This is a genomic window from Ramlibacter cellulosilyticus (assembly GCF_014297465.1).
GTDB lineage: Bacteria > Pseudomonadota > Gammaproteobacteria > Burkholderiales > Burkholderiaceae_C > Ramlibacter > Ramlibacter cellulosilyticus.
Genome location: NZ_JACORT010000001.1, coordinates 1,022,956 through 1,041,024, shown reverse-complemented (window position 1 = coordinate 1,041,024; position 18,069 = coordinate 1,022,956). Strand labels below are relative to the sequence as shown.

Below are 18,069 nucleotides of genomic sequence, written 5' to 3'. Positions count from 1 at the left end.
GCGGTCACTAAGTCACCACCTGTGGAGCCGCCGCGAACTACGCCAAAGAGGTCGAAGCAACCATTGCTGTACCCAAAAGAAATGACATAGGTTCCTTGCTCGGTCGGGACTCGCATCCGCCCTCAATTGGGAGGACTATGCAGCGTCGCTACGCGCTGCTCGATGCCAATGGGCCTGCAGCCTTCTTTGCATCCAAATCCACCAGTAATCAGTCGTTGCTGGCAAGCAGCCGCCGGTGATGCTCTAACGATCCACGCCAGATTTCGACGTGCAGTTGCTCTAAGGGTCCACGCCAGATCTCAACGTGCAGTTCTTGATGCCAAACTTCTGCATTGCGGAGGTGCACAAGACATGAGTTTTCTACCGGGTGCCGTCGATGCCCGCTAAAATTGCAAAGACGCGATCTGGCGCGAAGGAGTATCTAATGCAGCATCTCCGCTTCGTGTGTGTTCTCCTCGGCAGCGCGCTTTCACAAGCGGCAGCATATGCCCAGGCTGTTCCGAGTGAAGGCCAGATTGATAGCATCATCAAACTTTGCGCGGCTGGTCAGCAGTACAGCGCCTCGGCTAGTATCTCGGCGGCCTTGAGGGACTGGCGGAAGGGGGTATTAGCCGGCAGCATCGGTGCTTCTGCCGGTACGATCGGTTCCGCGCTGCAGACGGTTGATGGCCAGCAAACGAATAGCGCGAACTACGCCACCTACACCAAATGCATTGCGGACACGCTGGCCAAGTTCCTTGAGCCGCCCAAGAAGTCCTACCAGCATCTCGAGACTGCCCCGCTCGCCTACATGTTTCCTGCACTCAATGGCTGCCAGGTTGCATGGAATGGGCGAAGAAGCCCAACGAGCTATATCTTTGTCGGATTCCGGCCAGCCCCACGGCCCAACCGGTGGACTTCGGATGGGATCTGGCTTGATGGACCTCGTCGGTGCTCAGTGCGTTGGGATTATCTTGCTTGGGAACTCATTGGGTTATATGACCAGGAGTTCATGGCGGCCGCTCAGGGCTGTCTCACGAGAAGTCCTGTTCGGGAGTTGTCGGCGGATATGGACCGAGCTTGGAGGGCGGGGGCTGAGCGCGCTAGCGTTCATTCGGAGTTCGCGCCAAAGCTCGAGGCCGGGTTTGCAACCTGCATAACGAACACCACCAACATCCCCGCTATTTATGCGAATCGCGTGAAGGTCCAGTGGTTTTCCGGCCAAGACATTTTCGTCCCGTATAAGGAGCCGGAATGGTGCGACGCTTTGAACGCCGAACGATCGGCGCAGTCCGAGCTGATACGGGCTCAGTTGATGGCTAGGGAACCACTGGTGCGGGATATAGCAGACTTTAATTGCATTTTCATCCCTCCAACGACGTCAGCTTTTCCTCCACTTAGATAGAGCAGAGTCACCTGCGAACCTGAGCAGCCAAGTACGGCGGATAGGCTGAGATTGTCTTTCCGGATCAGACACATCGCGACCGCGTTGAGGCTGAGTCGATGACTACGAACCTGCACTTCATGGTGTGCGATGTCATGAGAAATCGGAGCTACAACTCGAAATTCTCGACCAAGCTGGCCAGCAGGTGCTGCGCGTCGAGGACACGAGGGCTGCTTCCGGCCAATCGCGATCGCTCGTCAGGCCTGTCGTCCAATGTCGGAGACCGGCAACCGCCGACACTGGGACGCGCCAGCCCACCGTCCGCCCTCAGTCTGACGCGGCTATTCACCGCCCCTGCATCGGGCCTGAAGGTTCTACCGGCGCAATAGCGGCGTGACGGTTGCTCCCACCCCAAGCCACCCACCTTGCGCTACGTCCGGGGCAAGGCGCAGACGAGCGCGCAGCCCCTCCAGCCACCCTATCCCGCATACCGCCTCACCTCGAACCCCTCCTCCTCCCCCGGCGGCTCGAAGAAGGACGAGATGTACGCGAACTGCTCCTGCGTGAGGTGGTGCGATCCCTCCGGGCGCTCCACGTTTCGCTTCTCGATCCTTTCCAGGCAGACCGCGTCCGCACTGTCGATGAAATGCAGGACGTGGCCTGCGCCCGCCTCGTCGATCACCGCGCGCAGCCAGGCGCGGGACGCGCGCGTGTTGGCGGGGAAATCCAGGACCACGCTGCGGCCTCCACGCAGCAGGTCCACGGCCAGGGGCTGTACCACGGAGCGCAGCCGCAGCGAGCACCGCCTGTAGACCTCGAACGTATGCATCTGGTCGCCGTACAGCCTGGCCAGCCACACGTCTTCCGAGATCAGGACAGCGCCTGCGGAAGCAGCGACAGTCGCGGCCAATGTGCTCTTGCCCGCCCCCGCCTTGCCACAGAACAAGTGGAGGCAGGCCGGCCCTGCCGTGGGTGGTGAAGCATTCATCGAGCATCCTTCTTGCAGCGCGCCGGATCGGACCCGCGCCACGCGCCAATGAGGCCCACCATGACCAGGAAGGCGCCGACCACCAGCGTCGGCGCCCACGGCATCCAGATCCGGACGGGTCGATGGATCATGGCGGTCTCGGGCGCACGCGGCAGGAACAGGACCGCCACGCTGTCGTTCACGCCGGCAGCCGACGCGGAGCCGAACCGATCGCGAAACTCCACCCTGCGGCCATCCGCCTCGAAAGCGACCACGGGATAGAACGACGTGGACGACGCCCGGATGCCGGAGGGCGCGCTCGACGCCGCGGAGATCGCGTCGAAGCGAACCACGCGCCCCATCGCGCTTTCACCGCTGCGCAGCAACTCGAAGGGGACCCGGCCGAGGTACGCACCCAGCGCCAGCAGCACCAGGCCGGTCGCCAACTGGATCCAGGGCAAGGACCGGGCAAAGCGTTGCCCCCAAACGTGGATCGAGGCTGTGTTCATCCGCATGGTTTCATTCATCAGCCGCGATCATCGCCGCACCGGCACCGCCGCCAACATCCGCTGCAGCTTTTCCGCGCGTGATGCCGCGACGAGCTGGCACGCCCATCCCACCTGCCCTTGCAACTGCATCCAGGTCTCGGCATCGCAGCCACTGGCGGCGCAGGAATGCAATCGCGCCCGAAGGCGGTCATACGCGTCCCGCGCCACGTTGGGCCGCTCGTTCACCACCACGCCGGTCACCTGCTGCCGGTGGTGGGCCCGCATCCGCCGCGTCTTGCCGGGATGCAGCGTGAAGCCTTCGGCCCGAACGATCGCTTCCACCCACGCTTGCAGGTTGCGGCTGCGCGCGGCCAGCTCGCGGGGTCCCGAGAAGACGATGTCGTCGGCATAGCGGCTGTAGTGCGCGCCGAAGCGCCAGGCGAGTCCGTCCAGGCGCAAGTCCAGCCCGAACGCGCAGAGGTTCGCCAGCGCCGGCGACGTGGGCGCGCCTTGCGGCAGGTGGCGCGAAGCGAGCCGCTTGGCCGCCATGAAGTCGATGCCACCCGCTTCAACGAGCCGCTCGCGCACGGCCAGCGGCGTGCGGGTCGTGGTCAGGCGCGCCAGCGCTTCGGCCACGCCCTCCGCGTAGCCCAGCGTTCGCCACAGCGCGCGGACGCGGGCGACGCCTATGCTGTTGAAGAAGTCGCGCAGGTCGAAGGCGATGACGACGGCACGGCCCGCATGCTCGCGCGCATGGCTGATGGCGCTGCGGCCACGCACGAAGCCGTGGACGCTTTCATGGGTGGGGATCGCATCGAGCAGGCCGGACAACAGTTTCTGCTGCACCTGCTTCAACGCCGGCTTGGGAATCTCGATCAGCCGCAGGCCGCCCGAGCGCTTGGCCTTCAGCAGCGGGTGGTAGTGCGCGCTGCGTGTCCGGCCCGCTTGCGTTTCGCGAAAGTCCTGCGCGCGTCCCACCAGCCACTCGAGCCGCTCCAGCGGAACACCCAGCCAGGCTGCCAGGTCGGCCGGCGTGTCCCAGCGGGGCAGGCGCAACCCTTCCAGCGCGCAGGGCGCACGGACCATGCGCGCCGGGCGCAGCAGCAGGCGCCGCACGCGCGGGTGTTCGCGCTCCGGGTCGAACGCATCATCGAGCTGCGGCAGTTCGCAGAGCCACGCTGACAGCGTCGGCACCGTGTGCGCATCCCGGCGCCGGCTGAACTCGGTCGCGATGCTGGCCGCCAGGGCCCGGAGCCACGGCGCATCCTCGCCCATGCACTGCACGGCGCGCGCGTGCAAAGCCTCGGCGGACCGGCCGCCCGCCTGCGCCGCATCCGCCAGGAAGGCATGCGCGAGCGCGGTGGCGATCCAATTGCGATAGCTGGAACTGCGCGTCATGCGAAGGTGGCTCCGGCGCCCCAACCAGCGGGTGCTGCGGCATGCGTCTTGCGCAGCGCGCAACGGCCATTCCGCAACGTGATGGCAGCTTCGAAGGGATGCCGTGGGGATGCCCCACGGCCCGGGACCTTCCGGTACCGGTGAATGCTTGAAGCGCCGGAGCCGCCGGGATTATGCGGGCGGGGAACCCCGGTTGACATCCGCCAACGCGGTGGTCTACCCTCTGGTCAGACCACGGTAAGGCAGCCAATCCCCAGGCTGCAGCAAGTCAAGAGGCCCCTGCATGTCCAGAGACGAATCACGCTCACCCCACGCGATCGCGGTGCCACGCTGGCCGGCGATCGGGCTGGCGAACGACCACGCCGGGTTCCTCCTCAAGGGATTCGTCAAGGACGTGCTCGCGCAGCACTGCGACCAGATCATCGACGTCGGGGCGAACTCGGATGCGCCCGTCGACTTTCCGGATGTCACCCGCCAGGCGATCAACCTCATTCGCGAGGGCAAGGTCCGGCGCGTCATCCTGGTTTGCGGCACCGGCGCGGGCGCCTGCATCGCGGCGAACAAGATCCCCGGCATCCGCGCCGCGGTCTGCCACGACACCTTCGTGGCCCGCCAGGCCGTCGAACACGACGACGTCAACGTGATGTGCATCGGCGCCTGGATCATCGGGCCGCAGGTGGCGCGCGACGTCATCGAGACCTTCCTCGCCTCCGAGTTCAGCACCGAAGAACACTTCCGCCGCCGCGTGGAGAAGCTCGGCGAGCTGGAGCGCGAAGCGGCGCGGTCCCTGCTGCAGGGCAACCAGAAGGGGTGAGCCGGTTCCCGCGATGACGATGAACAAGCCGATCAGGATCACGCACGCGGCCGACGCCAAGGAGGACGGCTACGACCGCGTGCTGTCCTTCCTGCGCGACGAGCTCATGTCCGGCCGCCTGAAGACCGGCGACCGGCTGCTGCCCGAACGCGACCTCGCCATCGCGCTCGGCGTCAGCCGCCCCGTGATCCGCGAGGCGCTGACGGCGCTCTCCACGCTGGGGGCGGTCGAGATCCGGCGCGGCTACGGCACGGTGGTCCGCGAGCCGAACTTCACTGCCCTCGCCGACTACTTCAGTCTGGTGCTCGCCCAGCAAGCGGGCGCGGTGGACGACGTCATGCAGGCCCGCATCGCCATCGAGCGGCAGGCGATCCGCCTCGCGTGCACGCGCGCGCTTGCGCCGGACCTGGGGCGACTGTCGCAGGCGCTGCAGGCGATCAAGGAAACCATCGACGACCCGGCGCAAGGCGGCGCGGCGGACTTCCACTTCCACTCGATGATCGTGGAGGCAGCCCACTCCCCGGCGCTCTCCAGCGTCTATGCGGCCGTTGCCAAGCTGCTGCAGGAGTCGCACCTCGCACGCAGGAAGGTGATCGCCAGCGTTCCCGAAGTCGATGCCTATCTCATCGACCACCACGAGGCGGTGCTGCAGGCCATCCAGCGCAGGAACCCGGCCGAAGCCGATGCGCTGCTCACGGAGCACTTCGAGATCGGCGCCAACCTGCGCGCGGATACCGCGGCCGCGGCGGCGCAACGGCGCGGCACCAAACGCAGCACCCAAAGGGCATGACTCCCGACATCGTCGTCTTCGGCAGCATGAACATGGACCTGGTGGTCCGTGTGCCCCGGGCACCCCGCAGCGGCGAGACGCTCCAGGGTCGCAGCTTCATGACCAACCCCGGCGGCAAGGGCGCCAACCAGGCGGTCGCCTGCGCACGGCAAGGAGCACGCGTGGCGATGGTCGGGTGCGTCGGCCAGGACGGCTTCGGCGAGGCCTTGCGCGGCGCCCTCGCCGCGGACGGGATAGACACCGCCAGCATCCGTGCGGTCGAAGGGAGCACCGGGGTCGCCGTCGTGATGGTCGACGACGCAGGCGAGAACCGCATCACCATCATCCCCGGCGCCAACGACCTGCTGAAGGCGGAGCCCGACGCGCTCGCCGGCAAGTACCTGCTGCTGCAGTGCGAAGTGCCGATGCCCGAGGTCGTCCGGGCCGCGCAGGCCATGCGCGCGAAGGGAGCGACCGTGGTGATGAACCCCGCACCGGTCTGCCAGCTGCCCGACGAACTCTGGCCCCTGGTCGACATCCTCGTGATGAACGAGATCGAAGCCTCGGAACTGTCCGGGCTGGCCGTGGCCGATCCCGCCGGCGCGGCCGCGGCTGCGACCTCGCTGCGCCGGCGCGGCCCCGCGACGGCGATCGTCACCCTGGGCAGCCAGGGCGTGCTCGTCGCCGACGCAGACGGTTGCCGCCACTTCCCCGCGCTCGAAGCGCAGGTCGTCGATACGACGGCCGCCGGCGACACCTTCATCGGCGCCATGTGCGCGGCACGCGTTGCGGGCCAGTCCATGGACGCCGCGGTGAAGCGCGGCATCCAGGCGGCCACGCTGTGCGTCGGCCGTGCCGGCGCCCAGGCATCCATCCCCTACCTGCACGAACTGGCCGCGCCGTGACCTACAAGTTCGACTTCTCCAGCGTGCTGGCGCAATGGCCGCTGTTCCTGCACGGCGCCTGGCTGACCATCAAGCTGTCCGCGGCCGCCACGCTGCTCGGGCTGCTGATCGGGACGCTGTGCGCCATCGGCCGCGGCAGCAGCAACCGCTTCGTGGCCCGCGCCTGCGGGATCTACGTCGAGGCCATCCGCAACACGCCCTTGCTGGTGCAGATCTTCCTGGTGTATTTCGGCCTTGCGAGCATCGGGCTGAAAGTGCCCGCCTTCGTCGCCGCGGTGCTGGCGATGGTGATCAACGTCGGCGCGTACACCACCGAGATCATGCGGGCCGGCATCGAGTCGATCCACAGGAGCCAGGTCGAGGCCGCGGAGTGCCTGGCGCTGTCGCGCGCGCAGATCTACTGGCACGTGATCCTGCGCCCGGCGATGGAGCGGGTGTATCCCGCGCTCACCAGCCAGTTCGTGCTGCTGATGCTGGCCACGTCCATCACCTCGCAGATCTCGGCCGAGGAGCTGACCGCGATCGCCAACCGCGTGCAGTCGGACACCTTCCGCTCCTTCGAGACCTACGCGGTGGTGGCCGTGTTCTACCTCCTGCTGTCCCTCCTGATGCGCGGCGCGTTCTGGGTCGCGGGCCTGGCGCTCTTCCCGCGCCGCCGCAAGCTGGGGACGCCGCTGTGAACGGCGCCTTCAACGCGAACCACTTCCTCTTCCTGCTGCAGGGCGCAGGCTGGACGCTGGTGCTTTCGTTGATGGCCTTCGTCGGCGGCGGCCTGTTCGGGTTCCTCGTGGCCCTCTGCCGCATCTCGCCGATCCGCGCGCTGCGCTGGCTGTCGACCGGCTACGTGCAGCTGGTGCAAGGCACGCCGCTGCTGATCCTGATGTTCCTGGCCTACTTCGGCCTGAGCATCGTCGGCCTGACCCTGCCCGCCCTGGTGGCGGCCGGGCTCGCCATGACCATCTACGTCAGCGCGTACATCGGCGAGATCTGGCGCGGCTGCATCCAGGCCGTGCCGCGCACGCAGTGGGAAGCCGCCGAATGCCTGGCACTGTCCAAGCCCCAGCGCATGCGCCTGGTGATCCTGCCGCAGGCGCTGCGCATCGCGACGCCGCCCACCGTGGGCTTCATGGTGCAGATCGTCAAGAACACTTCGCTGGCCTCGGTGGTCGGCTTCGTCGAACTGGCCCGCGCGGGCCAGGTGGTGAACAACTCCATCTTCCAACCCTTCCTCGTCTACATGCTCGTTGCCGGCCTCTACTTCCTGCTTTGCTTCCCGCTCTCGTGGTGGAGCCGGCAGCTCGAACGCCGCCTGGTGGTGGCGCATCGCGTGGAGGTGGCCGCGGCATGAGCGTCATCCAGCTGGAAAACGTCCACAAGAGCTTCGGCGCGCTGAAGGTGCTCGACGGCGTGAGCTTCAGCGTCGGCAAGGGCGAGGTGTTCGCCATCATCGGCCGCAGCGGCTCCGGCAAGAGCACGGCGCTTCGCTGCATCGACCGGCTGGAGAAGATCGACCAGGGCCGCATCCGGGTGTGCGGCCACGAAGTGAGCGACCCGAAGCTGGACCTGCGGCAGCTGCGCCGCGACGTGGGCATCGTCTTCCAGAGCTACAACCTCTTCCCGCACCTGACCGCTGCGGAAAACATCGCGCTGGCGCCGCGGCACAGCAAGGGCAAGACGCGCGCCGAGGCGAAGGAGCTGACCGAACGCGTGCTGGCGCAGGTGGGCCTGTCCGACAAGGCCGGCAGCTACCCGGAGCAGCTTTCGGGCGGGCAGCAGCAACGCGTGGCCATCGCGCGCTCGCTCGCCATGGAGCCGCAGGTGATGCTGTTCGACGAGGTCACGTCGGCCCTGGACCCGCAGCTCACGGGCGAGGTCCTCAAGGTGATGGCGGACCTGGCCGCCGGCGGCATGACCATGGTGCTGGTCACCCACGAAATGGCCTTTGCCCGCAACGTCGCGAACACCACCCTCTTCATGCACAAGGGCCGCATCCACGAACAGGGCGGCCGCGAGATGTTCGACCGGCCGCAGACCGCCGAACTGCAACAGTTCCTCGGCTCCGGCCTCTGAGAGTTCCTTGCCCACAACCACTGGAGACATCATGCGCCTCAAGAACCTGGCCCGCCGCGTCCTGCTGCTGGCCACCCTGTCCACCGCGTGCCTGGCCGCCCACGCCGACACGCTGGACACCATCCGTGCCAACAAGAAGATCCGCGTGTCGATCGACCTCGCGGTGCCGCCCTCGGGCATGACGGACGCGAACATGAAGCCGACGGGGTCGGACTACGACGTGGCCGTGCTGCTGGCCAAGGACCTGGGCGTGGCGCTCGAAGTGGTGCCGACCGTGGGCGCCACCCGCATCCCGAACCTGCAGACCGGGAAGGCGGACATCATCATCTCCACGCTGGCCTGGACGCCGGAGCGTGCCAAGGTCGTCGACTACTCGATCCCCTACGCCCCGCAGATCTCGCTGGTCGGCGGCGTCAAGGGCCTCAACGTGAAGAGCTTTGCCGACCTGGCCGGCAAGAGCGTCGCCGTCAACCGCAGCACCACGCAGGACAAGGACCTGACGGACAACGCCAAGGGCGCAACCGTCGTCCGCTACGACGACGACGCCGGCGTGATCACTGCGGTGGTGACCGGCCAGGCCGACCTGGTGGGCACGTCGAGCGCGCTGTTCAAGACGATGCAGGAGAAGGCGCCGCAGCGCCAGCTGGAACAGAAGTTCGTGCTGCGCGTCAACGACCTGGGCATCGGCGTGCGCAAGGACGACCCGAAGCTGCTGGCCTGGATCAACGACTGGGTGCGCGCCAACCACAAGAACGGCAAGCTGAGCGCGATCTTCAAGAAGTACCACGGGCAGGACATCCCGCAGGACGTGGTGGAGAAGTGGCTGGCGGCGAAGTAAGGGCCATGCTGGCCCTGATCGACACGCACCACCACTTCTACGACCCGGCGGCGCACTACTACCCCTGGTTGAACGATGCGGGGGTTCCCCCGCATCGCTACGGCGACCACTCCGCGCTGAAGCGCCCCTACCTGCCCGCGGACTACCTCCGCGACACGGCCGGCATCGACCTCGTCGGCAGCGTGCACGTCGAGGCGGAGTGGGACCCGAAGGACCCGGTGGGCGAGCTGCGCTTCATCGCATCGCTGCGGGAACAAAGTGGCCTGCCCTCCGTCGCGGTGGGGCAGGCGTGGCTGCACCAGCCCGACGCGCCGAGCACGCTGGAGCAACTGGCGGCGTTCGATTTCGTGCGCGGCGTGCGGCAGAAGCCGCGCGCCAACGCGGCGCCGGGCGGCCCGCCCGGCGGCATGACCGATGCGGCCTGGCTGCAAGGCTATGCGCGGCTGGAACCCCTGGGCCTGCACTACGAACTGCAGACGCCCTGGTGGCACCTGCACGAGGCGGCGCGCGTGGCCGCGAAGTTCCCGCACACCCCCATCGTCATCAACCATGCCGGCGTGCCTTCGGACCGCAGCGAGGAAGGCCTGCGTGCCTGGCGCACGGCGCTGGCCGGCATGGCCGCGCACCCCCACGTGGCGATCAAGATCAGTGGCATCGGCGAAGCCGGCTACCAGTGGCGGCCCGATGCCAACCGGCGCGTGGTGCTGGAGGTCATCGAGCTGTTCGGGGTGGACCGTTGCATGTTCGGCAGCAACTACCCGGTGGACAGCCTGTGCGCGTCGTACCAGAGCATCTTCGAGAATTTCGCTTCGTACGTTGCCGGCTTCAGCGCGCAGGAGCGCGCGCAGCTCTTCGTGGAGAATGCGCGACGGATCTACCGGATCGCACCGTAGCGCGCCGATAACAACAAGGAAGAAACCATGAGTGGACGTACGAGCCTCATCGCCCGCGGCGTGGCGCTGGCGGGCGGGGCCGCCCTGGTGTGGCGGCGCTGGACGCAAGGGCCCATGCCGCCGGCAGCCGTCGGGGGCGCTCCCCACATCCCGCCAGGCCGGCCGCAGGGCGCGGTGCCGACACTCAAGATGCCGACGGCGCGCGGCTGGTCCGAAGGGCAGCTTCCGGTCGCAGCGGCTGGACTGAAGGTGAACGCCTTCGCCGCGGGACTGAAGCATCCGCGCTGGATCCACGTGCTGCCCAATGGCGACGTCACGGTGGCGGAGGCCATGCAGCCGCTGCGGACGCCGAAGAACGTGTTCGACCACGCGATGGTGGCGACCCTGCAGCGCGCCGCCGCCATCGGCACCAGCCCGAACCGCATCACGCTGCTGCGGGACGCGGACGGCGACGGCGTCGCCGAGACACGCGAGACGTTCCTGCAAGGCCTGCGCCAGCCCTTCGGCATGGCGCTGGTCGACGGCACCTTCTACGTCGGCAACACGGACGGCCTGGTTGCGTTCCCCTACACCCCGGGCACGACCAGGATAGATGCCCCCGGGCGCCCGCTCACGAAGTTCAAGCCCGGCGGGCACTGGACGCGCAGCCTGCTGGCCAGCCCCGACGGCAAGAGCCTCTTCGTGGGCGTCGGATCGCTCACCAACATCGGCGACCTCGGCCGCGACGTCGAGGAAGGCCGCGCCTGCATCGTCGAACTGGACCTGGCGAGCGGCCGCGAGCGCATCTTCGCCGGCGGCCTGCGCAACCCCGTGGGCATGGCGTGGCACCCCGAGACCGGCGAGCTGTGGACGGTGGTGAACGAACGCGACGGCCTGGGCGACGAGACGCCGCCCGACTACCTGACCTCCGTGCGCGAAGGCGGCTTCTACGGCTGGCCGTATTGCTACTGGGGCCGCACCGTCGACGACCGCGTGCAGCCGCAGGACACTGCGCTGGTGGCGAAGGCGATCACGCCGGACTACGCGCTCGGCGGGCACACCGCCTCGCTCGGCCTGTGCTGGATGCCGCGCGGCACGCTGCCCGGCTTCGACGAGGACGGCATGGTCATCGGCCAGCACGGCTCGTGGAACCGCAGCGTGCTGAGTGGCTATCGCGTGGTGTTCGTGCCGTTCGCGAACGGGCGGCCGACCGGGGCTGCGCCGCGCGACATCCTCTCGGGTTTCCTGGCGCCGGACGAGAGCGAATCGTATGGACGGCCCGTGGGCGTGGCGATCGGGCCGGACGGCAAGTCGCTGCTGGTGGCGGACGACGTAGGGGACGTGATCTGGCGCGTCGCGCCGGGCTAGCGACGAGGTCCGCGGGCAGCGGCTACCCCACCTTCTCCATCACCGCCGCAAACCGCTCGCTGAACTCCCGCCGCAGCATCTTGCGCAGCTTCGCTGCCTCGTTCCGCCGCTTCTCCTCGGGCGTGAACGGCCGCAGGGGCGGGACCGCGACGGGCTTGCGGTCGTCATCCACGGCCACCATCGTGAAGAAGCAGCTGTTCACGTGCCGCTGCGCCTGGCTTCGGATGTCCATGGCGAGCACTTTCACCCCGATCTCCATCGACGTCGTCCCGGTGTGGTTCACGCTCGCGAGGAAAGTCACCAGCTCGCCGACGAAGATCGGCTCGCGGAAGGTGACCTCGTCGACCGACACGGTGACCACGTAGCGGCCGGCGTAGCGGCTGGCGCAGGCATAGGCCACCTGGTCGAGCCATTTGAGCAAATGGCCGCCATGGACGTTTCCCGCGAAGTTGGCGGTGTCCGGTGTCATGAGCACCGTCATGGTGAGCTGGTGGGCAGGAAGGTCCATGGCTGCGGAGGCTACACCGCTCAGCGCAGCACGACCACCCCGTCGGCGGCGCGCACGCCCTGCCCCTGCGGCAGGACGAACACCGGGTTGATCTCCGCTTCCACCAGCCGGTCGCCGAGTTGCGCGGCCATGCGCGAGAACGCGACGATCGCATCGACCAGCGCGTCCACGTCCGCCTTCGGGCGGCCACGGAAGCCATCGAGCAGCGGCCAGGTCTTGAGCTCCTGCGCCATGGCCAGGGCCTCCTCGCGGCCCAGGCCGCCTTGCGCGGGCAGCAGGCGCATCGTGGTGTCCTGGAACAGTTCCGCCGTGACGCCGCCCATGCCCAGGAGGATGGCGGTGCCGAGCGGATCGCGGTGCATGCCGAGGATCAGCTCCGTCCCGCCGGCGACCATTTCCTGCACGAGGAAGCGCGCAGGACGCACGCCTGCCTTCGCCTGTACTTCCTCCGCCATCGCGGCGAGCCGCCCGGCGACCTGCTCCGGCGTCACGTTGACGGCCACGCCGCCCACGTCGCTCTTGTGCGTGATCTCGCCGGAGAGGATCTTCAACACGACGCGGCCACCGAGTTCGCGCGCCGCGCGCTCCGCCTCGGCCGCCGAGGTCACCACGACCTCACGCGCGCATGACACGCCGAAGCGGGCGAACAGCTGCTTGGCCTGCGCTTCGTCGAGGGAGCCCGTGGGCAGTTCGGTCACGTCCATACGGGCTGCGTCCGCTTGCGGTTGCGGCTCCTTCCACCGGCTGGACTGCAGCATGCCGGCCAGTGCCGCGGTGCAGCTCTCCGCCGCGGAAAACGCCGGCACGCCGCGCTGCGTCAACAGCGCCTGCACCTCGGGCGCATGCGGGCTGACGTACGCGATCACCGGCTTGTCGGACAAGGGCAGGCAATCGCGGATCGCATTCGCCATCAGCTCCGGCATCGCCAGCGCCGAGGCCCCCACGATGATGGCGAGTGCGTCGTACGAAGGACTGGCGAGCAAGGCCTTGATGGCGCCCCGCAGCAGCTCCGGCTGCAGGCCGGCCAGCGTCACGTCGATGGGGTTGCGGTCCAGGGCGGCATGGTCGCCGTCCTGCAGCGCGCGCAGGGCCGCGGCCGTGTCCGCGTCCGGGGCGGGCGTATCGAAGCCCGAGACACCGAGGCTGTCGGACACCAGCGTGCCGGCGCCACCGGTCGAGGTCAGGATCGCGACGCGGTTGCCTCGCAGCTGGCGGCCGGTGGCCAGTGCCGCGGGGATGTCCAGGAGGTCGCCGAAGGTCTGGGCGCGGATCACGCCGGCCTGGCGGAAGAGCGCGTCGTACATGCGGTCCGCCCCTGCCATCGCACCCGTGTGCGAGACGGCGGCCTTCGCGCCCGCTTCCGAGCGGCCGATCTTGAAGGCGACGATGGGCTTGCCCGCCCGCGCGGCACGCAGGGCGGCGGCGCGGAACTTCTCCGGGTGCCGCACGGCCTCGACGTACAACGCGATCACCTTCGTGGCTTCGTCTTCCACGAGCGCGTCGATGAAATCGGCGAGCTCCAGGTCCACCTCGTTGCTGGTGGAGACCAGCTTGGACAGGCCGATGCCGCGCGCCGCCGCCCGGGACAGCAGCGAGCCGAGGATGCCGCCGCTTTGCGACACGACGCCGATCGCGCCGGCCGGAAAGTGGTCCATCTCCAGCGCCCCGCTCGCGGACAGGACGATGTTGTCGGTGAGGTTCACCAGGCCGATGGTGTTGGGGCCGAGGATGCGCATCGAGCCCGCGGCTTCCATCAGCTGCTGCTGGCGCCGGGCGCCCTGCTCCCCGGTCTCGGTGTAGCCGCTGGCGAGCACGATCGCGGCGGCGCAACCGCGCGCGGCGAGCTCACGCACGGCGAGGTGGGCACGCTCGGCACCCAGCAGCACGATGCCCACGTCGGGCGTGTCCGGCAGCGACGCGATGTCGGGATAGCACTTCAGCCCGCCGATCTCGCCCACCTTCGGGTTCACGGGATAGATCGCGCCTGAGAAGCCATGCTTCACCAGGTAGGAGACCGGCCGGCCGGCCGTCTTGGACGGGTCCGCGGAGGCGCCGATGACGGCGACGCTGCGCGGCTGCAGGAGGCGGGTGATCGCGTTCATGCGCTTACGGCCTGGCGGAGGCGGACTTCGCGAGGAAGGCCATGACGGATTCGCGGTGCTCGGTGCTCGTGTAGCAGATCCCCTGCGCCTGGCTGCCCTGCGCGAACACCTGCTGCGCGGGCAGCTCGAAGCTCTGGTCGAGGATGGTCTTGGTGAGCGCCAGCGCCGTGGCCGAACCCTTGCTCAGTTCCGCCGCCCAGGCTTGCGCGTCGGGCACCAGGCGGTCGGCCGTGGTCTTGCGGTCGACGATGCCGAGGGCGAGCGCTTCGTCGATCTCCACCTTGCGGCCGGTGAAGATCAGCTCTTTCGCGCGGGGCAGGCCCACGCGGCGCGGCAGGAAGTACATGCCGCCGCCGTCGGGGACGATCCCGCGGTGGATGTACGACCAGGTGAAGCTGGCCCATTCGCTGGCGATGATGAAGTCGCAGGCCAGCGCGGTGTCCGCACCGAGCCCCGACGCCGCGCCGTTGACGGCGGCGATCACCGGCTTCGGCATGGTGTGCAGCAGCGTCTGCGTGTAGTGCACGCGCTGCTGGCGGTGCCAGCCGTTGAAGGCGATCTCGCCCGGGGGCGCACTCATCCGCTTCTCCATGCCGGAGATGTCGCCGCCGGCGCAGAAGCCCTTGCCCGCGCCGGTGAGCACGAGGGCACGGATCGCCTTGTCGGCGGCGACGCGCTCCAGGGCAGCGATGAATTCGGAGCGCATCGCGTCGCTCATCGCGTTGCGCTTGTCGGGGCGATTGAGCGTGAGGGTGGCGATGCCGCCCTCGACCTGCAAGTGGATCAGGGAGGAGTCCATGGCGTGTGTTCCTGAGGTCAGTCGGCCTTGACGTTGTTTTCCTTGACGATGCGCGCCCAGCGGGCCGTTTCGCCGCGGACGTAGGCATCGAGTTCCGCCGGGGCGCCGGCGCTGACCTTGAGGCCTTCGGGTTCCATCATCTTGCGGAAGGCGGGCGTCTCCGTCGCCTTCTTCGCGGCGGCATGCAGCTTCGCGATCACGTCGGGCGGCGTGCCGGCCGGTGCGAACAGGCCGTACCAGCTTTCCACCGCATAGCCGGGCACGGTCTCCGCGATCGCCGGCACGTCCTTCAGCGCCGCGGCGCGCTCGGGCGTGGTCACGCCCAGGGCGCGCAGCTTGCCGCCCGCGATGTGGGGCGACGCCGCCGACGCGGTGGCGAACATCACGTCCACCTGGCCCCCGAGCAGGTCCGTCATCGCCGGGCCGGCGCCGCGATACGGCACGTGCGTCATCTGCACCTTGGCGAGGTTGGTGAACATCTCGCCGGCGAGGTGGGCGGAGGTGCCGTTGCCCTGCGAGGCGTAGGTCAGCTTGCCGGGCTTGGCGCGGGCGGCGGCGACCACGTCGGCGACGCTCTTGTACGGGCTGTCCGCGCGCACGACCAGCACGTTCGGGCCGCGCGCGAGCAGCATCACGGGCGCGAACGCCTTCTGCGTGTCGAACGGGAGCTTCTGCATGAGGCTGGGGTTCACCGCATGCGCGAAGGTGGCCACGACCAGCGTGTAGCCGTCGGGAGCGCTCTTGGCCACGAAGTCGCTGCCGATGATGGTGCCGGCGCCCGGCTTGTTGTCCACGATGACCGGCTGCGCCAGGGCCTCGCCCATGCCGACGCCGAGCGCGCGGGCGATGGCATCCGTGCCGCCGCCCGGTGCGAAGGGCACCACCAGCTTCACGGGCTTGTCGGGAAAGCCGGCGGCGAGCGCCGTGGACGCCGCGAAGGCGGCGGCCGCTGCAAGCGCGGCGAAGCGCACGAGGACGGGGCGGAAGTTCATCGGTTCTGTCTCCTGGAATGCGCAGCGAGGAAGGCGCTGCATGGTCCCGGAAGCTTAGGAAACACGCCGCGGATTGGCACCCCCCGAATTCCAAGGAGTGGAATCGGGGAGAATGGCGCCCAGCCCATGAAGAAGCCCGCCGAAACGCTGCGCGAGCAGAAGCCCGGGGTCTCGCCGGCGAACCGCTCGCTGGAGCGAGGCATCGAGCTGCTGCGGTCGTTTCGCCCTGGATCGGAACTGCTGGGGAACGCGGAGCTGGCCGAACGCACCGGCCTGTCGCGGTCGACGGTCAGCCGCCTGACGCAGACGCTCGTGGGCAGCGGCCTGCTGCAAGTGGATCCCCGCTCGCGCGCGTTCCGCCTCGCGCCGGCGGTCCTGAGCTTCGCGCACGCGATGCGCACGGGCTCGCTGGTGCTCGCGACGGCGGCGCCGCTCATGCGGCAAGTCGCGGAAGCGCGCAGGATCAACGTGGGCCTCGCCGCTCCGGACCGCGACGAGATGGTCTATCTCGAATCCATCCGCTACAACCGGCGCCCGTCCCTGCGCACGGTGGTGTCGGGCCAGCGCGTGCCGATGGAGCTGACGTCGCTCGGGCGGGCGTATCTCGCCAGCGCCGAGGAAGGCAGGCGCAAGGCCTTGCTCGCGCACTTCCGCGAAGCCCGCGCAGGGCAGTGGCGGCGACTGGGCGCGGAGATCGCGTCCGCGATGGAGAGCGTGGCGAGCAAAGGCTACTGCGCCGCGTCGTGGCAGCCGGAAGTGGCCGCGGTGGCAACGCCGCTGGTGTTCCAGGGGGCGTACTACGCGCTGAACGCCAGCCTGTCGTCGGCGGAGACGTTCGAAGTGGTGGTGGGTGAGCTCGCGCCGGTTCTCCTGGAACTGAAGGAGCGGATCGTGCGGAAGCTGGAGGTCGCGACGGGGGAGTGATGGCCCGGGGCAATCGCATTAAGCTCTCGATCCATCCCAACCCATCCACGCAAGACTGGAGTGTCCATGCCGATCGAGAAAGCAAGAGTGCTGGCGGTGCCTACCGTGACCAAGCTGGGTCCCGAAACGGAAGGCGCGGTCATCGTCGGTGGATCGCATGCGGCGATCTTCACGACGTACCTCACGCTCAAGGCGCGCCCGCTCGCGGCCATCCAGCACGATGCCTCGTTCGGCCGCGACCAGGCCGGGATCGCCGGCCTCGCATGGGCCGAGCAGTTCGGCTTCGCGATGGCGGCCGTCGCTGCCCGCAGCGCCCGCATCGGCGAAGGCGCCGACATGCTCGAGCGCGGCACGATCAGCGCGGTCAACCGGTACGCCGCCGCCTGCAAGGTGGAGCCCGGCATGACCTGCCGCGAGGCGGCGGACCTCCTGCGCTCCGCGTCGCCAGCGACGGCGACGCCTGCGCCCATGCTGGAGACCCGGTCCGAGGCGATGGTGGCCGGGGCCCGCAGGCCCATCGTGATGGTGGACTCCATCGCGCTGGCGCAGCCGGGCGACGCCGGCGGCATCGTGCTGAGCGGCTCGCATGGCGGAACGCCCTCCGACGGCTACTCCGCCAAGGTGAATCCGCAGCTGGTGCTGTTCAACGACGCGGGCTTCGGCGCGGACTATGCCGGCCTGGCCTCGCTGCCGATCCTGGAGCAGAAGGGAATTGCCGCGGCGACGGTGAGCGTGTTCACGGCGCGCATCGGGAACGGGCGGTCCACCTACGAAGACGGGATCATTTCCGCGGCGAATGCTCGTGCGCTGGCGCTGGGTGCCGTGATCGGTGCGCCTGCGAAGGACTTTGTGGACGCGGTGGCGCGGCAGTAAGCAGATCTTCTGGCCGGAT

At 68.6% G+C, this 18,069-nt stretch carries 19 protein-coding genes; 12 read left to right on the top strand and 7 right to left on the bottom strand.

Annotated features, from left to right (window positions below):
* Positions 1 to 424 precede the first annotated feature (424 nt).
* Positions 425 to 1,384 carry a hypothetical protein gene (locus H8N03_RS05210; protein WP_187075035.1) on the top strand — a complete coding sequence of 320 codons (960 nt, stop codon included), beginning with the start codon at positions 425 to 427 and terminating at the stop codon, positions 1,382 to 1,384.
* A gap of 457 nt (positions 1,385 to 1,841) precedes the next feature.
* Here the strand turns inward: H8N03_RS05210 and H8N03_RS05205 are convergent, their stop codons facing one another.
* The 3 genes from H8N03_RS05205 to H8N03_RS05195 are packed head-to-tail and all read right to left on the bottom strand — an operon-like array spanning position 1,842 to position 4,216.
* Positions 1,842 to 2,351: a P-loop nucleotide/nucleoside kinase family protein gene (locus H8N03_RS05205; RefSeq protein ID WP_187075034.1), complete on the bottom strand. Its 510-nt coding sequence runs from the start codon at positions 2,349 to 2,351 to the stop codon at positions 1,842 to 1,844.
* On the bottom strand, positions 2,348 to 2,857 hold the full coding sequence (locus tag H8N03_RS05200; RefSeq protein ID WP_187075033.1) for a DUF3592 domain-containing protein: 510 nt from the start codon (positions 2,855 to 2,857) through the stop codon (positions 2,348 to 2,350). Before H8N03_RS05200 ends, H8N03_RS05205 begins: the two co-directional genes overlap by 4 nt.
* A gap of 9 nt (positions 2,858 to 2,866) precedes the next feature.
* Positions 2,867 to 4,216: a reverse transcriptase family protein gene (locus H8N03_RS05195; protein WP_187075032.1), complete on the bottom strand. Its 1,350-nt coding sequence runs from the start codon at positions 4,214 to 4,216 to the stop codon at positions 2,867 to 2,869.
* Positions 4,217 to 4,499: 283 nt separating this feature from the next.
* Here H8N03_RS05195 and H8N03_RS05190 point away from each other — a divergent pair, with 283 nt between their 5' ends.
* From H8N03_RS05190 to H8N03_RS05150, 9 genes are read left to right on the top strand one after another with little or no spacing between them, the layout of a single operon-like run.
* Complete coding sequence (locus H8N03_RS05190) at positions 4,500 to 5,030, top strand: RpiB/LacA/LacB family sugar-phosphate isomerase (protein WP_187075031.1); 531 nt, start codon at positions 4,500 to 4,502, stop codon at positions 5,028 to 5,030.
* A gap of 13 nt (positions 5,031 to 5,043) precedes the next feature.
* Complete coding sequence (locus tag H8N03_RS05185; protein WP_187075030.1) at positions 5,044 to 5,820, top strand: FadR/GntR family transcriptional regulator; 777 nt, start codon at positions 5,044 to 5,046, stop codon at positions 5,818 to 5,820.
* Positions 5,817 to 6,704 carry a ribokinase gene (gene rbsK / locus H8N03_RS05180; protein ID WP_187075029.1) on the top strand — a complete coding sequence of 296 codons (888 nt, stop codon included), beginning with the start codon at positions 5,817 to 5,819 and terminating at the stop codon, positions 6,702 to 6,704. Before H8N03_RS05185 ends, rbsK begins: the two co-directional genes overlap by 4 nt.
* Positions 6,701 to 7,384 carry an amino acid ABC transporter permease gene (locus H8N03_RS05175; RefSeq protein ID WP_187075028.1) on the top strand — a complete coding sequence of 228 codons (684 nt, stop codon included), beginning with the start codon at positions 6,701 to 6,703 and terminating at the stop codon, positions 7,382 to 7,384. Before rbsK ends, H8N03_RS05175 begins: the two co-directional genes overlap by 4 nt.
* Complete coding sequence (locus tag H8N03_RS05170) at positions 7,381 to 8,052, top strand: amino acid ABC transporter permease (RefSeq protein ID WP_187075027.1); 672 nt, start codon at positions 7,381 to 7,383, stop codon at positions 8,050 to 8,052. Before H8N03_RS05175 ends, H8N03_RS05170 begins: the two co-directional genes overlap by 4 nt.
* Positions 8,049 to 8,774, top strand: a complete 726-nt coding sequence (locus H8N03_RS05165; protein WP_187075026.1) for an amino acid ABC transporter ATP-binding protein — start codon at positions 8,049 to 8,051, stop codon at positions 8,772 to 8,774. Before H8N03_RS05170 ends, H8N03_RS05165 begins: the two co-directional genes overlap by 4 nt.
* A 31-nt stretch (positions 8,775 to 8,805) precedes the next feature.
* Positions 8,806 to 9,612: a transporter substrate-binding domain-containing protein gene (locus H8N03_RS05160; protein ID WP_187075025.1), complete on the top strand. Its 807-nt coding sequence runs from the start codon at positions 8,806 to 8,808 to the stop codon at positions 9,610 to 9,612.
* A gap of 5 nt (positions 9,613 to 9,617) precedes the next feature.
* Complete coding sequence (locus H8N03_RS05155; protein WP_187075024.1) at positions 9,618 to 10,505, top strand: amidohydrolase family protein; 888 nt, start codon at positions 9,618 to 9,620, stop codon at positions 10,503 to 10,505.
* Between the two features lie 27 nt (positions 10,506 to 10,532).
* Positions 10,533 to 11,852 carry a PQQ-dependent sugar dehydrogenase gene (locus H8N03_RS05150; RefSeq protein ID WP_187075023.1) on the top strand — a complete coding sequence of 440 codons (1,320 nt, stop codon included), beginning with the start codon at positions 10,533 to 10,535 and terminating at the stop codon, positions 11,850 to 11,852.
* Positions 11,853 to 11,874: 22 nt separating this feature from the next.
* On the opposite strand, the gene H8N03_RS05145 is transcribed toward H8N03_RS05150, so the two are convergent.
* The 4 genes from H8N03_RS05145 to H8N03_RS05130 are packed head-to-tail and all read right to left on the bottom strand — an operon-like array spanning position 11,875 to position 16,253.
* Positions 11,875 to 12,360, bottom strand: coding sequence for an acyl-CoA thioesterase (locus H8N03_RS05145; RefSeq protein WP_187075022.1), 486 nt, complete (start codon positions 12,358 to 12,360; stop codon positions 11,875 to 11,877).
* A gap of 20 nt (positions 12,361 to 12,380) precedes the next feature.
* Positions 12,381 to 14,462 (bottom strand): acetate--CoA ligase family protein, encoded by a 2,082-nt coding sequence (locus tag H8N03_RS05140; RefSeq protein ID WP_187075021.1) that lies wholly within the window; start codon positions 14,460 to 14,462, stop codon positions 12,381 to 12,383.
* 4 nt (positions 14,463 to 14,466) lie between these two features.
* Positions 14,467 to 15,261 carry an enoyl-CoA hydratase/isomerase family protein gene (locus tag H8N03_RS05135; protein ID WP_187075020.1) on the bottom strand — a complete coding sequence of 265 codons (795 nt, stop codon included), beginning with the start codon at positions 15,259 to 15,261 and terminating at the stop codon, positions 14,467 to 14,469.
* 17 nt (positions 15,262 to 15,278) lie between these two features.
* Positions 15,279 to 16,253: a tripartite tricarboxylate transporter substrate binding protein gene (locus tag H8N03_RS05130; protein WP_187075019.1), complete on the bottom strand. Its 975-nt coding sequence runs from the start codon at positions 16,251 to 16,253 to the stop codon at positions 15,279 to 15,281.
* Positions 16,254 to 16,379: 126 nt separating this feature from the next.
* On the opposite strand from H8N03_RS05130, the gene H8N03_RS05125 reads away from it, so the two are divergent.
* Positions 16,380 to 17,177, top strand: coding sequence for an IclR family transcriptional regulator (locus H8N03_RS05125; RefSeq protein WP_187075018.1), 798 nt, complete (start codon positions 16,380 to 16,382; stop codon positions 17,175 to 17,177).
* Between the two features lie 66 nt (positions 17,178 to 17,243).
* The gene (locus H8N03_RS05120; protein WP_187075017.1) at positions 17,244 to 18,050 is read left to right on the top strand and encodes a hypothetical protein; all 807 of its coding nucleotides are present in this window, start codon (positions 17,244 to 17,246) and stop codon (positions 18,048 to 18,050) included.
* Positions 18,051 to 18,069 lie beyond the last annotated feature (19 nt).

Bases quoted from the DNA above. Each gene is read 5' to 3' on its own strand.
- H8N03_RS05210 (WP_187075035.1), top strand. From the start codon at position 425: ATGCAGCATCTCCGCTTCGTGTGTGTTCTCCTCGGCAGCGCGCTTTCA.
- H8N03_RS05205 (WP_187075034.1), bottom strand. From the start codon at position 2,351: ATGAATGCTTCACCACCCACGGCAGGGCCGGCCTGCCTCCACTTGTTC.
- H8N03_RS05200 (WP_187075033.1), bottom strand. From the start codon at position 2,857: ATGAATGAAACCATGCGGATGAACACAGCCTCGATCCACGTTTGGGGG.
- H8N03_RS05195 (WP_187075032.1), bottom strand. From the start codon at position 4,216: ATGACGCGCAGTTCCAGCTATCGCAATTGGATCGCCACCGCGCTCGCG.
- H8N03_RS05190 (WP_187075031.1), top strand. From the start codon at position 4,500: ATGTCCAGAGACGAATCACGCTCACCCCACGCGATCGCGGTGCCACGC.
- H8N03_RS05185 (WP_187075030.1), top strand. From the start codon at position 5,044: ATGACGATGAACAAGCCGATCAGGATCACGCACGCGGCCGACGCCAAG.
- rbsK (WP_187075029.1), top strand. From the start codon at position 5,817: ATGACTCCCGACATCGTCGTCTTCGGCAGCATGAACATGGACCTGGTG.
- H8N03_RS05165 (WP_187075026.1), top strand. From the start codon at position 8,049: ATGAGCGTCATCCAGCTGGAAAACGTCCACAAGAGCTTCGGCGCGCTG.
- H8N03_RS05160 (WP_187075025.1), top strand. From the start codon at position 8,806: ATGCGCCTCAAGAACCTGGCCCGCCGCGTCCTGCTGCTGGCCACCCTG.
- H8N03_RS05155 (WP_187075024.1), top strand. From the start codon at position 9,618: ATGCTGGCCCTGATCGACACGCACCACCACTTCTACGACCCGGCGGCG.
- H8N03_RS05150 (WP_187075023.1), top strand. From the start codon at position 10,533: ATGAGTGGACGTACGAGCCTCATCGCCCGCGGCGTGGCGCTGGCGGGC.
- H8N03_RS05145 (WP_187075022.1), bottom strand. From the start codon at position 12,360: ATGGACCTTCCTGCCCACCAGCTCACCATGACGGTGCTCATGACACCG.
- H8N03_RS05140 (WP_187075021.1), bottom strand. From the start codon at position 14,462: ATGAACGCGATCACCCGCCTCCTGCAGCCGCGCAGCGTCGCCGTCATC.
- H8N03_RS05135 (WP_187075020.1), bottom strand. From the start codon at position 15,261: ATGGACTCCTCCCTGATCCACTTGCAGGTCGAGGGCGGCATCGCCACC.
- H8N03_RS05130 (WP_187075019.1), bottom strand. From the start codon at position 16,253: ATGAACTTCCGCCCCGTCCTCGTGCGCTTCGCCGCGCTTGCAGCGGCC.
- H8N03_RS05125 (WP_187075018.1), top strand. From the start codon at position 16,380: ATGAAGAAGCCCGCCGAAACGCTGCGCGAGCAGAAGCCCGGGGTCTCG.
- H8N03_RS05120 (WP_187075017.1), top strand. From the start codon at position 17,244: ATGCCGATCGAGAAAGCAAGAGTGCTGGCGGTGCCTACCGTGACCAAG.